At 62.9% G+C, this 14,031-nt stretch carries 8 protein-coding genes and 1 pseudogene; 6 read left to right on the forward strand and 3 right to left on the reverse strand.

Going from position 1 to position 14,031, the window contains the following annotated elements:
* Positions 1–15 precede the first annotated feature (15 nt).
* Together PSH78_RS14105 and PSH78_RS14110 are read left to right on the forward strand one after the other, a co-directional pair.
* Positions 16–1,185, forward strand: coding sequence for a Gfo/Idh/MocA family protein (locus tag PSH78_RS14105; RefSeq protein WP_305494835.1), 1,170 nt, complete (start codon positions 16–18; stop codon positions 1,183–1,185).
* 205 nt (positions 1,186–1,390) lie between these two features.
* Entirely contained in the window at positions 1,391–2,293 is a 903-nt protein-coding gene (locus tag PSH78_RS14110; protein WP_305494837.1) for a sugar phosphate isomerase/epimerase family protein, read from the forward strand.
* 10 nt (positions 2,294–2,303) lie between these two features.
* On the opposite strand, the gene PSH78_RS14115 is transcribed toward PSH78_RS14110, so the two are convergent.
* Positions 2,304–2,762, reverse strand: a complete 459-nt coding sequence (locus PSH78_RS14115; protein ID WP_305494839.1) for a metallophosphoesterase family protein — start codon at positions 2,760–2,762, stop codon at positions 2,304–2,306.
* 128 nt (positions 2,763–2,890) lie between these two features.
* Between PSH78_RS14115 and PSH78_RS14120 the strand changes: the two genes are divergently transcribed.
* From PSH78_RS14120 to PSH78_RS14130, 3 genes are all read left to right on the forward strand, one after another.
* Positions 2,891–4,459 carry a sensor domain-containing diguanylate cyclase gene (locus PSH78_RS14120; RefSeq protein ID WP_305494840.1) on the forward strand — a complete coding sequence of 523 codons (1,569 nt, stop codon included), beginning with the start codon at positions 2,891–2,893 and terminating at the stop codon, positions 4,457–4,459.
* Positions 4,460–4,564: 105 nt separating this feature from the next.
* Positions 4,565–6,568: a U32 family peptidase gene (locus PSH78_RS14125; protein WP_305494841.1), complete on the forward strand. Its 2,004-nt coding sequence runs from the start codon at positions 4,565–4,567 to the stop codon at positions 6,566–6,568.
* A gap of 397 nt (positions 6,569–6,965) precedes the next feature.
* Positions 6,966–8,705, forward strand: a complete 1,740-nt coding sequence (locus tag PSH78_RS14130; protein ID WP_305494842.1) for a dipeptidase — start codon at positions 6,966–6,968, stop codon at positions 8,703–8,705.
* Between the two features lie 178 nt (positions 8,706–8,883).
* Here PSH78_RS14130 and PSH78_RS14135 read toward each other — a convergent pair whose 3' ends face one another.
* Both PSH78_RS14135 and PSH78_RS26645 read right to left on the reverse strand, forming a co-directional pair.
* Positions 8,884–10,044: a methyl-accepting chemotaxis protein gene (locus tag PSH78_RS14135; RefSeq protein WP_370871121.1), complete on the reverse strand. Its 1,161-nt coding sequence runs from the start codon at positions 10,042–10,044 to the stop codon at positions 8,884–8,886.
* A gap of 24 nt (positions 10,045–10,068) precedes the next feature.
* Positions 10,069–10,506: pseudogene (locus PSH78_RS26645) on the reverse strand (MCP four helix bundle domain-containing protein); the annotation flags it as partial.
* 626 nt (positions 10,507–11,132) lie between these two features.
* On the opposite strand from PSH78_RS26645, the gene PSH78_RS14140 reads away from it, so the two are divergent.
* The gene (locus PSH78_RS14140; RefSeq protein ID WP_305494844.1) at positions 11,133–13,790 is read left to right on the forward strand and encodes an excinuclease ABC subunit UvrA; all 2,658 of its coding nucleotides are present in this window, start codon (positions 11,133–11,135) and stop codon (positions 13,788–13,790) included.
* The last annotated feature ends 241 nt before the right edge of the window (positions 13,791–14,031 follow it).

Here is a 14,031-nt window from a genome sequence, read left to right on the forward strand (position 1 = left end):
ACAAGGACTTCTCTCATGATCAACGGCAGCAATACCCTTGCACGGCCTATCCGCTGGGCCATGGTCGGCGGCGGCGAGCACAGCCAGATCGGCTACATCCACCGCTCGGCCGCCCTGCGCGACCGGCATTTCGAGCTGGTTGCCGCCGCGCTGGACCTCGACCCCGACCGGGGCCGGGCCTTTGGCGAACAGTTGGGCATCGACCCAGCGCGCTGCTACGCCGACTACCTGAGCCTGTTCGAACTTGAGGCGCAACGGCCCGATGGCATCCAGGCGGTTTCGATCGCCACACCCAACGGCACTCATTACGCCATCACCCGCGCCGCGCTTGAAGCCGGGTTGCATGTGGTCTGCGAGAAACCGCTGTGCTTTACCCTGGAAGAGGCCGAAGCGTTGCGAACCCTGGCGCGATCCAGAGGACGCATCGTCGGCCTCACGTATGGCTACGCCGGGCACCAGTTGATCGAACAGGCCCGGGCGCTGATCGCCGCACAGGAGCTGGGTGAGATTCGCCTGGTGCACATGCAGTTCGCCCACGGTTTTCACAGCGCACCGGTGGAGGCGCAGGACCCGGCGACCCAGTGGCGCGTCGACCCGCGCCAGGCCGGGCCCAGCTATGTGCTGGGGGATGTCGGCACTCATCCGCTGTACCTGGCGAAAGTGATGCTGCCCGAGCTCAGGATCAAGCGCCTGATGTGCAGCCGGCAAAGCTTCGTCGCCAGCCGCGCGCCGCTGGAAGACAACGCCTACACCTTGATGGAATACGAAGGCGGCGCCATGGGCATGGTCTGGTCGAGTGCGGTCAATGCCGGTTCCATGCACGGCCAGAAAATTCGCGTGATCGGCTCGCGGGCAAGCCTGGAATGGTGGGATGAGCGCCCCAACCAGCTCAGCTTCGAGGTCCAGGGCCAACCCGTGCAAACCCTGGAGCGCGGCATGAGCTACCTGCACCCGGACGCCCTGTTGGATGACCGTATCGGCGGCGGCCATCCCGAAGGGTTGTTCGAGGCCTGGTCCAACCTGTATCGGCGGTTCGCCCTGGCCATGGACGCCGCCGACCTTGGCGACGCCGAGGCGCTTGCCGCCCTACGCTACCCCGACATCGACGCCGGCGTCGACGGCGTGCGCTGGGTCGAACGTTGCGTGGAATCAGCCAACCAGGATTCAGCCTGGGTTGCCTATTAATCCCTTGTTTGAGCTTGAGAATAGTTAACACCTGTGGCGAGGGGATTTATCCCCGCTGGACTGCGAAGCAGTCCCAAATGATCTGCTGCTGCGAGATATAACCACGGTATGTCGGGGCCGCTTCGCGCCCCAGCGGGGATAAATCCCCTCGCCACAGCAAGCTCCCTCGTCACCGGCAATCAGCGTTACCTCATGGAGAACAACAATGAAAATCGCCCTCGATCCCTACATGCACCGTCACCTGAGCCTGCCGGAGCTGTGTCGCAAGACCGCCGAGCTCGGCTTCGAATACCTTGAACTGTCGCCCCGGGAAGACTTCCTGCCGTGGTGGGTCCGCCCACGCGCCCACAAGGAGCGCATCGCCGAATTCAAGAAAGCCTTGCGCGAGCATGATCTGCAACTGGCTTCGCTGCTGCCGATGTACCGCTGGGCCAGCCCCCACGAGGATGAGCGCCGGGCCGCAGTGAACTACTGGAAGGAAGCGATCCAGGTCGCCGTGGAGATGGGGTGCACGACGATGAACTCGGAGTTCGGGCGCGGACCGTCGCCGGATCGCGGGCACAAGGTCAGTTGTTGCGGCGGCGTACACAGCCATGAGTCCAGCGAAGCGGCCTGGTGGCGCTCCATGGAAGAATTGGTGCCGATCCTGGAATCGGAGGGGATCACATTGAACGTCGAGCCTCATCCGGAAGACTGGTGCGAGACGCTGCAACCGGCCCTGGACATGCTCAAGACCCTCGGCTCGGACAACGTCAAGTTCCTCTATTGCACGCCACACACGTTCTATTTCGGCGACGACATGAAAGCCATGATCGCCGAAGCCGGATCGATGATCGCCCACGTCCACATCGCTGATACCTACAACCACAAGGCTTCGTCGGGGCTGCGCTACATCGTCAACCCGCCCGGGGCGAAAGTGACCGTGCACCAGCACATGGACATGCACCAGGGCGAGATCGACTGGGACCTGTTCTTCGGCGAGTTGGCCAAGACCGGCTTCGACGGCATCGTCACAGCGTGCGTGTTCGGCTGGGAAGAGCGCGCGGATGAATCGGGGCGGTTCATGCGCCAGGAAATCCAGGCGTACGTGGACAAATACTTCAAGTAGTCCGTGCCAATCAGGCGAGCAACGGCACGATACGCGGCTCGATCGCCTGTTCGCTTACCTCCAGCAACGCCAGCGTCACCGGCAGCTTGAACCGCCGCCGGCCGGCGCTGCCAGGATTTAGATAAAGCCGATCACCGCGCCATTCGACCAAGGGTTTGTGCGAATGGCCGGTGATCACCAGCCTCACATCGGCATCGAGCAGCGCCGGCACATCGGCGATGTCATGGACCAACAGCACCTGCCACCCGCCGATTTCGAATTGCAGGCTGTCGGCGATATTCCCTGCCCAATCGGCGCCAAGGTCGTTGTTGCCCCGCACTACGTGCAGCTCGCCAATGGCGGCCAGCGTCTCGAGGATCTCCGGGCTGCCGATATCACCGGCATGAATAATCCGCTCGCAGCCTTGCAGCGCGGCGATTGCTTCGGGGCGCAGCAGGCCATGGGTATCTGAAATCACGCCCACTTTCATGAAACCTTCCTCCCCTACGGTGTGTCGTCAGCTGTAGCTGCCTCGTCGCAGTTAGCTAACCTGCTGAAATCGAATAGGATAGGCTGCGCGCTGAAGCGCCAAGCCCTGTCGTGTAGAAGGATATATCAATGCTCGGACGCAAACGGCCGGAGCCCAGGTTTGAAAGCCCCGATCAGGCCTTTTCCCCACAGGCTGTGCGGGCCGGGGCTGCATTCAGGCTGACCGTGAGTTTCATGCTCGTGGTGATCGTGGCTTTCCTGGCGGTCGAAGGCTGGCGCACTTGGCGAGACTATCGGGCGGCTTTTGCGTCTGCCCGCGATTCGGTGACGAACCTGGCGCGGGCGACGGCCCAACACGCCGAGGACACCATCCGACAAGTGGACGTGGTCACCGCCGCCCTCGCCGAACGCGTGGAAGGCGACGGCCTGCAGAACATGGACATCCCGCGCATTCATCGGCTGCTGGTGCAGCAGGCCGCGATCATGCCGCAGTTGCACGGACTGTTCATCTACGGCCCGGACGGCCAATGGCTGGTGACGGACAAGGAAGTGATTCCGGAGATGGCGAACAACGCCGACCGCGACTACTTCCAGTACCACCGTACCCACGAGGATCGAGGCGTACGGATTGGCGATGTGGTCAAGAGCCGCTCCACCAACGACCTGATCATCCCCATCTCCCGCCGCTTGAACAACCCCGATGGCTCGTTCGCCGGGGTGATGCTCGGGACGGTCAAGGTCAGTTATTTCGTCGACTACTACGGCGACTTCAAGATCGACGGCAAAGGCGCCCTGGTCCTGGCCAAGCGCAGCGGGACGATCCTGGTCCGCCGGCCCTTTGTCGCGGCGGTGATCGGCAAGAGCCTGGTCAACAGCGTGATCTTCCGGGAGCATCTGCCGACTTCCAACCAGGGCGTCGCCGAAGCCAAGGCCGTCGTCGACGACACCGAGCGTCTGTATGGCTACCGGGCCCTGACCACCTACCCGCTGGTGGTGGAAGCCGGCCTGTCGCGGGAATCGATCATTGCCCCGTGGCGTCGTGACCTGCTCAAGACCGGCCTGGTACTGGTGTTCCTCATCGCGATTCTGGTGGGGTTCGGGCTCATCGTCCTGAGCCAGTTGCGCTACCGCATGACCATGGAAACGCAGATTCGCAGCGCCCACCAGGCCATGCGTGACATGGCGTTGACCGACAGCCTGACCGGGCTGGGCAATCGCCGGCGGCTGGACATTGCCCTGGCCGACGAGCTGCGCCTGGCCAAGCGCCAAGGCTCGTCCCTGGCGCTGATCATGCTCGACGTCGATTACTTCAAACGCTACAACGACAAATACGGCCATGCCGCTGGCGACGATTGCCTGCGGGCAATTGCCGGCGCGATCGGGCAGACCATCAAGCGACCGGGAGACCTGGCCGTCCGCTACGGCGGTGAAGAGTTCACCGTGCTGCTACCGAACACGGACAGCGCAGGTGCGGCCAAAGTGGCGCAGCAGATCCTCGAATCCGTCAGGGCCTTGAACATTGAACACGGCGACCACCCGCTCGGGATCGTGACGATCAGTGCCGGCATCACCACCTGCCAACCGAGCAGCGAGGACGTCAGCCCTGCGATGCTGATCAAGGCCGCCGACGCCTTCCTGTACCTGGCGAAGAACACCGGGCGAAACCGCTGGTGCAGCGCCGGAGCCTCCCAGGCCTGACCGCATATCGGTTGATTTCAGCCAACACTGGCCTGCACAGGTGCCGATCCGGCGCCTGACGGCTACAATGCGCGCTTCGACCGTGACCAGCCTGACTAAAAAAACATGTCCTTGCCTAAACATCATCTGGAATTGCTCAGCCCCGCCCGCGACGTGACCATCGCCCGCGAGGCCATTCTGCATGGCGCCGATGCCGTGTACATCGGTGGCCCGAGTTTCGGCGCGCGTCACAACGCCTGCAACGAGGTGAGCGATATCGCCGGGCTGGTGGAATTCGCCCATCGCTACCACGCCCGGGTGTTCACCACGATCAACACGATCCTGCACGACAACGAGCTGGAGCCGGCCCGCCAGTTGATCCATCAGCTCTACGACGCCGGCGTCGATGCGCTGATCGTCCAGGACCTGGGCGTCATGGAGCTGGACATCCCGCCGATCGAGCTGCACGCCAGCACCCAGACCGACATCCGCACCCTGGCCCGGGCAAAGTTTCTCGACCAGGCCGGTTTCTCGCAGCTGGTATTGGCCCGAGAGCTGAACCTTCAGGAGATCCGCGCCATTGCCGACGAGACCGATGCGGCCATCGAGTTCTTCATTCACGGCGCGCTGTGCGTGGCGTTTTCCGGCCAGTGCAACATTTCCCATGCCCAGAACGGGCGCAGCGCCAACCGTGGCGATTGCTCCCAGGCCTGCCGCCTGCCCTACACCCTCAAGGATGACCAGGGCCGGGTTGTCGCCTATGAAAAACACCTGCTGTCGATGAAGGACAACAACCAGAGCGCGAACATCCGCGCCCTGGTCGAAGCGGGCGTGCGCTCGTTCAAGATCGAAGGTCGCTACAAGGACATGGGCTATGTGAAGAACATCACCGCCTACTATCGCCAGCGCCTCGACGATGTCCTCGAAGACCGCCCGGACCTGGCCCGCGCCTCCAGCGGCCGCACCGCGCACTTCTTCGTGCCGGACCCGGACAAGACCTTCCACCGTGGCAGCACCGATTATTTCGTCAGCGAGCGCAAGATCGACATCGGCGCCTTCGACTCCCCGACGTTCACCGGCGTGCCGGTGGGCGTGGTGGAAAAAGTCGGCAAGCGCGACCTGCAAGTGGTGACCTTTGATCCGCTGTCCAACGGTGACGGCCTCAACGTGCTGGTCAAGCGCGAAGTGGTCGGCTTCCGGGCCAACATTGCCGAGCCCAAGGGCGAGTTCCTCGACGAGGACGGCAAGCAGCGCTACCGCTACCGCGTCGAACCCAACGAAATGCCGGCCGGCCTGTACCAGTTGCGCCCCAACCATGCGCTGAGCCGCAACCTCGATCACAACTGGCAGCAAGCACTGCTCAAGACCTCCGCCGAGCGCCGCGTGGGCCTGGCCTGGGTCGCTCGCTTGCGCGAAGATCGCCTGGAGTTGACCGCCACCAGCGAAGAAGGCATCAGCGCCAGCGTCGCCCTGGACGGTCCCTTCGGCCTGGCGAACAAGCCGGAGCAGGCACTGGAGCAGTTGCAAGACCTGCTCGGCCAGTTGGGCACCACCGAATACCACGCCACATCGATCAGACTGGATGCGCCCCAGGCTTATTTCATTCCCAACTCCCAGCTCAAGGCCCTGCGTCGCGAAGTCATCGAAGCTTTGACCGCAGCGCGTGTCGCGGCGCACCCACGGGGCGGACGCAAGGCCGAGACCACGCCGCCACCGGTCTATCCGGAGTCGCATTTGTCATTCCTGGCCAACGTCTACAACCAGAAGGCCCGGGACTTCTACCACCGCCACGGGGTCAAGCTGATCGACGCGGCGTTCGAAGCCCATGAGGAAACCGGCGAAGTCCCGGTGATGATCACCAAGCACTGCCTGCGGTTTTCCTTCAACCTTTGCCCCAAGCAGGCCAAGGGCGTCACCGGCGTACGCACCAAGGTTGCGCCGATGCAGTTGATCCATGGTGATGAAGTGCTGACGCTGAAGTTCGACTGCAAACCCTGCGAGATGCATGTGGTGGGCAAGATCAAGGGGCACATCCTTGACCTGCCGTTGCCCGGCAGCACGGCGCAGCCGGTGGTCGGTCATATCAGTCCGGAGGACTTGCTCAAGACGATTGTGCGTGGAGCGCATTGAGTCAAATGGATCTCGATTGACTGTGCTGTCCTCTTCGCGAGCAGGCTCGCTCCCACAAGTAGCGCTGTTCACAAACCCGTGGCGAGGGAGCTTGCTCCCGCTGGGCCGCGAAGCGGCCCCAAACCTGCCAAATGCGGAGCATCAGACACACCGCACCCGCCGGCTTTACGACTGCTTCGCAGCCGAGCGGGAGCAAGCTCCCTCGCCACAGGTTCATCATTTTTTCTTAAGTGAACAGCTTTGCGCTCCCACAGGGGATTTTCATTTCTGCGCCGTTTTCGCTTTGCCGGGCGACAGATCCCGTTCAAAGGGCTCCCCTATCGCGCATTCATGATGCTAGGTTGTAAGTGATTGTTTCATACCGTCACTTTTTCCCTGCAAAGGAATGCCTCCCACCATGAACTTCCCGTTCAAGCGTCTCGCTATCGCCACCCTCGTCCTGTCCAGCCTGTCGTCTTTCTCGATGTCGGCCTACGCCAACATTTCCGCGCAACAGAGCGCGACCCTGGTAAAAAATTTCACTGATAGCTCGGTCAACGATTTCCGCCAGTTCCTCGCAAGCGTCGCCAATAGCGAAGTGGCAAAAACCGCCAACCTAGGCCCGGCCATCAGCGCCTTCCAGGGCAACAGGAGCCTGTCGGCGGAACAGCAGAACGAAATTCATCGCCTGCTGGGTATCTACGCCCGGGTAAAGTACGGTAAAGCCGCCACCGAAACCTTGCGCCAACTGGTGGAAATCCCGACCTATCGCAAGGACGGCGTTGCCCAGCATGAAAACCCTGAGTTTCTCAAGATCGCCGACAAGATCAAAAGCCTGGCCGAGTCCTTCAACCTGAACTTTCGCAACATCGACAACCGCGTCTACGAGATATCCCTCGAAGGTTCGGGTGACGAAGTGGTGGGCATTCACGCCCATGCCGACGTGGTCCCGGTCACGCCGGAAAACTGGGTGCTCAAGGACGGCACCAAGCTTGATCCCTTCAAGGTCACCTTGGTCGGCGATCGCATGTATGGCCGCGGCACCGAAGACGACAAGAACGGCATCGTCGTGGCGCTCTACGCCATGAAGATCATCAATGAAGAAAAGCTGCCACTGGCGCGTAACTTCAAGCTTCTGGTCGACACCACCGAGGAAACCACCGGCGACGCCATTCCTTATTACTTCGAGCGTAACCCGACCCCAAACTACAACCTGGCGCTGGATGGCAGCTACCCGGTGGTGATTGCCGAGAAAGGCTATGGCACGGTCATGGCGAACTTCCCGCGCCGGGCGGCACAGGGTCAAGGTGCCGAGATCACGGCGTTGACGGGCGGCATGGCGACCAACCAGATCCCGTCGACTTCGGTGGCAACCTTTACCACGGACAAGCCCGCCGAGCTGGCTGCCAGCCTGGTCAAGGCGGGCACGGACTTTGCGAAGGCCAATGGCGGCGACTTTCAAGTGGCCAGCGAGGTCGTCGATAACGCGGTCAAGCTGACCTTCACCGGCGTTTCGGCACACTCCTCTGAGCCCGAGTCAGGCGTCAACCCGGTCGCCAGGATGCTGATGTTCATCAATGGCCTGAACGGCACCGTTGAACTCAAGCACAACCACATCACCGACGCCGCGCGCTATGCCGCCGACAACTGGGGTCTGGATTACCTGGGGAAAAAACTCGGTATCGGTTTTTCCGACGCGTTCATGGGTCCGCTGACCGCCTCGCTGACCTACGTCGGGATGGATGACAAGGCCTTCAAGCTCGCGGTCAACCTGCGGGTGCCCGTGGGCAAGCCGACGCAAGCGCTGAAGACTGAAATTGACGACAGACTTTCGGCCTGGGCGAAGAAATCCAAGGTTGCCGTGGCCTTCGAAAACTCCATTGACGAGCCGATGTATCGCAATCCCGAAGGTGAATGGGTCAAGGCGCTGCTCGCCGTTGCCACCGAGAATCTCGGCATGGAACACAAGTTCGGCACGTCTGCCGGCGCCACCTCGGTTCATGATCTGCCCAACGGCGTGCAGTTCGGCCTGGCCATGCCCGACGTCAAGTACACCGGGCACAACGATAACGAGTTCAAGACCGTCGAGCAGTTCCTGCTGGACCTGCAGGTCGTGACCGAGATGATGGGGCGGATCGGGCAGTTGCCGAAGCTCTGAGGCCGGTGAGATCCATTGTGGCGAGGGGATTTATCCCCGCTCGGTTGCGTAGCGACCGCAAAAATATTTGGTCTGCTACGCAGCCCAGCGGGGATAAATCCCCTCGCCACAGTTATCCATTCCTTCAGGTGATTGGTGGGTCCCGATAGGAAGAAAGCTGCTCGCGTGGCCGCGCTGGCTACACCTTGAACCGCGCCACCGTCTGATGCAGCGACTCTGCCATGTGCGCCAGTTCCTGCCCCGCCGTATCGGTATGCTGGGCTCCCTGCAAGACCTGCTCGGACAGGTTGCGGATGCTGACCAGGTTGCGGTCCACCTCCCGGGCCACCAGCGCCTGTTGTTCGGTGGCACTGGCAATCATCAGGTTGCGCTCGTTGATTTGCGAGATCGAGCAGGCAATCGCGTCCAAGGCTTCGCCGGAGCGCCGGGCCACTTGCAGCGTCGCCTGTACCAGCTCACTGCTGCTTTGCATCGCCGTTACGGCATCCCCGCTTTCGCGGCGGATCGTGCCGATCATTTCCTCGATTTCCCGGGTCGATTCCTGGGTACGATGGGCCAACGCCCTCACTTCATCCGCGACGACCGCGAAGCCACGACCGGCATCGCCCGCCCGGGCCGCTTCGATGGCGGCATTCAAGGCCAGCAGGTTGGTCTGCTCGGCGATGCTGCGGATCACGTCGAGCACCGAACTGATGTCCTGGACCCGCCCGGCCAATTGCTGAATACGCTCCCCGGCTTCGCTCACGCCGTCGGCCAGCACGGAAATGGACGCTACCGTCTCCTGGACCTGCTCACGACCATCCAGGGCGGTCTGCTCGGAAATCCGCGACGCTTCGCTGGTGCTCATGGCATTGCGCGCCACATCATCCACCGCGGCGGTCATCTGGTTCACGGCTGCCGCCGCCTGTTCGATTTCAATACCTTGCAACTGCAGAGAGCTGCTGGTCTGGCTGCTCACGGCGCTCAACTCCTCGGAGGAACTGGCGACCCGATCCACCGAGGTCGCGATCTGCCGGACCATGGAGTGGAGGCTCTGCTGCATCTCGTGCATGTTACTCATCATGCTGTCGCCCGAGCCCGCCCCCACGGGCACCTCGATGGTCAGGTCGCCCTGGGCGATATGGCCCAGCATCCGCGCCGCATCACCGGGCTCACCGCCCAACGGCCGGGTAACGCTGCGGGTCACCAGCACCGCGACCGTCGCCACCAGCGCCAGGCACGCCAGCACCATCATCAGCAAGTGCAGTTGCGCGTCCTGGTAGCGTGTCCGGGCCACGCGCTCACGCTCTACAAAAAAACCGTCCTGCATCGCCATCAGCCCGTCCAGACTATCGAACATTGCCTGCTCCGCCGGAGTTACGGCTCGCTCGAGCTGAACCGCCGCCTCGTGGGGCGCGTTGCGGTGGATCAACGACTGCATCTGCAAGAAAGCCGCCAGGTACACCTCGCGGCTCTTTTTCAGCGTCGCGAACGCCGCCTTGGCTTCGGGGCGCAGGTCCAGCAACGGGTCAAGGGTGGCCAGGGCCTTGTCGATGCGTTGCCGCGTATCGTCGATGGACGTCTGCACCTTGGGATCATTCCTGTCGATCAACTGGTCACGGATGTTCGTTGCGTTATCGCGCACTCCCGTGGCAATTGCCATGATCAGGCCGATTCTCGGCCAGTCCCGCTGGGCCACCAGTTCGGCCTGGTCGCGCAATATCCGCAGGTCATACAAGGCGTACAACGCCACGGCGATCAGAGCGATGGGCGCAATGGAAAAACCCATCACGATTCGCTGGGCAATGGTGAGTCTGGTCATTATCAAGACATTTCCTTTCAAGGGCTCTGTTCAACGAATCCTGGCCCGCAGGTACTGAGCCTGAGGCAGATGCCCGGCAGCAGAACCCGCGCTCGCCGGATCCACGGCTGATGCCGGTCCGGTGAAAATGACGAGTGGAATAGAGGGCTCAGAAACTGCTGGAAATGCTAGTGCGGATGGACTGTTTCATGTTGTAGGGCGTTTCTGATTTGCAGCGCACGCAGGGAGAAATTCAGGCTGATTACCTGATTTCCTACGGAAAACGCCCAACTGCTTGGTAAACCGCGATCAATTACGCAACTGAAAACATCAAGGAAGGAAACCTGCGAGGGTGCTTCCGTGGCGAGGGAGCTTGCTCCCGCTGGGCTGCGAAGCGGCCCCAAGGAGGCTTACCGCGATGAACCTGACACACCGCGAGCAGAGGTTTTGGGGCTGCTGCGCAGCCCAGCGGGAGCAAGCTCCCTCGCCACGGAAGCGGTCAAGAGCTCTCATCTCGCGCCCGGAGTAAATTTTTATTGCACGAGAATCGTCGCGCCCGGTCGCATAATGGTCAGCGCTGTGATCCAGTCCACTGTCCACGCCACAACGCCCCGAAGCGCACCACCGACGTACACAAGGAATGCCCGATGCCCCCACGCTCCGCCCCTGCTTCAACTGCGGCTCTGCCCGAAGGCACCGGTTTTGTCCGGGTGCGTGGCGCCCGCGAACACAACCTCAAGAACGTCGACGTGGACATCCCCCGCGATGCCCTGGTGGTGTTCACCGGCGTGTCGGGTTCCGGCAAGTCATCGCTGGCCTTCTCCACGGTTTATGCCGAAGCCCAGCGCCGCTATTTCGAGTCGGTCGCGCCGTACGCGCGGCGTTTGATCGACCAGGTGGGCGTGCCGGACGTGGACAGCATCGAAGGCCTGCCGCCGGCGGTTGCCTTGCAACAGCAACGCGGCACGCCCAGCGCACGTTCCTCGGTGGGCAGCGTCACCACGCTGTCGAGCCTGATCCGCATGCTCTACTCCCGCGCCGGCAGCTACCCGGCGGACCAGCCGATGCTGTATGCCGAGGACTTCTCGCCCAACACCCCGCAGGGCGCCTGCCCGGAGTGCCACGGCCTGGGGCGGGTCCATGAGGTGACCGAGGCGTCCATGGTGCCCGATCCGTCGCTGACCATCCGCGAACGCGCCGTCGCGGCCTGGCCCATGGCCTGGCAAGGCCAGAACCTTCGCGACATCCTGGTGACCCTGGGTTATGACGTCGACGTTCCCTGGCGCGACCTGCCGAAAAAGCAGCGCGACTGGATTCTGTTTACCGAAGAGACCCCCACCGTCCCGGTATATGCAGGGCTGACCCCGGCCCAGACCCGCGAAGCGCTCAAGCGCAAGCTCGAACCCAGCTATCAAGGCACCTTCAGCGGTGCCCGACGCTACTTGTTGCACACCTTCATGCATTCGCAAAGCGCGCAGATGCGCAAGCGCGTGGCGCAATACATGCGCGCCAGCCCCTGCCCGATGTGCGAAGGCAAGCGCCTCAAGCGTCAGGCATTGACCGTCACCTTCGCGGGCCTGGACATAGCGCAGTTGTCCAACCTGGCGCTGCTGGAACTGGCCGAGGTGCTCAAGACCGTCGCGGCCCCCGACTATCTGGAGCAACCCGAAGAGCCGGGCGACGTGCTCACCCACAGCCAGACCCGGGAGGCCCGCGAGCAACGCGCCGCCCGCGGCGACAACCCTCACGCCGGCGGGCCGGACGCACGCCACACGCCGAACCTGTCCCTGGAAAAGCGCCTGGCGGCCCAACGCATCGCCGCCGAATTGTTGGAGCGGATCGTCACGCTGATCGACCTGGGCCTTGGCTACCTGGCCCTGGAGCGCAGCACGCCGACGCTGTCCTCCGGCGAATTGCAGCGCCTGCGCCTGGCCACCCAGCTCAACTCCCAGTTGTTCGGAGTCATCTATGTCCTGGACGAACCTTCCGCCGGCCTGCATCCGGCCGACAGCGAGGCGCTGTTCGGCGCCTTGCAACGCCTGAAGGCCGCGGGCAATTCCGTGTTCGTGGTCGAACACGACCTCGACACCATGCGTCGCGCCGACTGGCTGATCGACGTCGGCCCGGACGCCGGTGAGCAAGGCGGCAAGGTCCTCTACAGCGGACCACCCGATGGCCTCGGTCAAGTGCCCGAGTCCCGGACCCGCGCCTACCTGTTCGCCGAAGACCGCGCCACCGCGCGCATCCCACGCGAACCCGAGGATTGGCTGCGCCTGGAGGGCATCACCCGCAACAACCTCGACAACCTGAGCGCAGCGTTTCCACTCGGTTGCTTCACGGCGGTGACCGGCATTTCCGGGTCGGGCAAATCCAGCCTGGTCAGCCAGGCCCTGCTGGACCTGGTCGGTGCCCATCTGGGCCAGGCCAGCCCCAACGCGGAAGCCGAGGAGCAGAGCCTGGAAGACGAACCGGTGCAAACCAGTGGCGGCTGGGTCAGCGCCGGGCTCGACGCAATCAAACGACTGGTGCAGGTCGACCAGAAACCCATCGGCCGCACGCCGCGCTCCAACCTCGCCACCTACACGGGGCTGTTCGACCACGTGCGCAAACTCTTCGCCGCCACCGAACAGGCGCAGGCGCTGGGATTCGATGCCGGACGGTTTTCCTTCAACGTCGCCAAGGGTCGTTGTGAAACCTGTGAAGGCGAAGGCTTCGTCAGCGTCGAGCTGTTGTTCATGCCCAGCGTGTACGCGCCCTGCCCGACCTGTCATGGGGCCCGCTACAACCCGCAGACCCTGGAAGTGACCTGGCAGGGTCTGGACATTTCCCAAGTGCTGCAACTGACGGTGAACCAGGCTCTTGAAGCGTTCGCCGAACAAGCGTCGGCCAGGCGCTCGTTGCAAGTCTTGCAAGACATCGGCCTGGGCTATCTGCGCCTTGGCCAACCGGCCACCGAGCTGTCCGGCGGCGAGGCGCAGCGGATCAAGCTGGCCACCGAGCTGCAACGCAAGGCTCGGGGCGCGACCCTTTACGTATTGGATGAGCCTACCAACGGTCTGCACCCCCAGGACGTGGATCGCCTGCTGGTGCAGTTGAATCGCCTGGTGGACGAAGGCCATACGGTGGTTGTGGTGGAACACGACATGCGCGTGGTGGCGCAGAGCGACTGGGTCATCGACATCGGCCCGGGAGCCGGGACACAGGGCGGGAACGTGGTGGTGTGCGGTGCGCCAGAGGTCGTTGCGGACTGTGACGAAAGCCGCACCGCGCCGTTTCTGAAAAGAGCTTTGCGACCCGAACACTGAACCGTGGCAAGGGAGCTTGCTCCCGCTGGGCTGCAAAGCAGCCCACAGGCAATCACTTCATTTCGCCAGGCACACCGCAGCGCCTGGCTTTGCGGCGGCTGCGCCACCGAGCGGGAGCAAGCTCCCTCGCCACGAAAGCACTCTTCACATGACGCAGCTAGCGCCTCATCACCCTGTGGGAGCGATCCTGCTCGCGAAAGCGGTCTGTCAGCTTGCATCGAAGGGTCTCGAATACCGTTTT

It is taken from the genome of Pseudomonas sp. FP198 (genome assembly GCF_030687895.1).
Taxonomy (GTDB): Bacteria; Pseudomonadota; Gammaproteobacteria; order Pseudomonadales; family Pseudomonadaceae; genus Aquipseudomonas.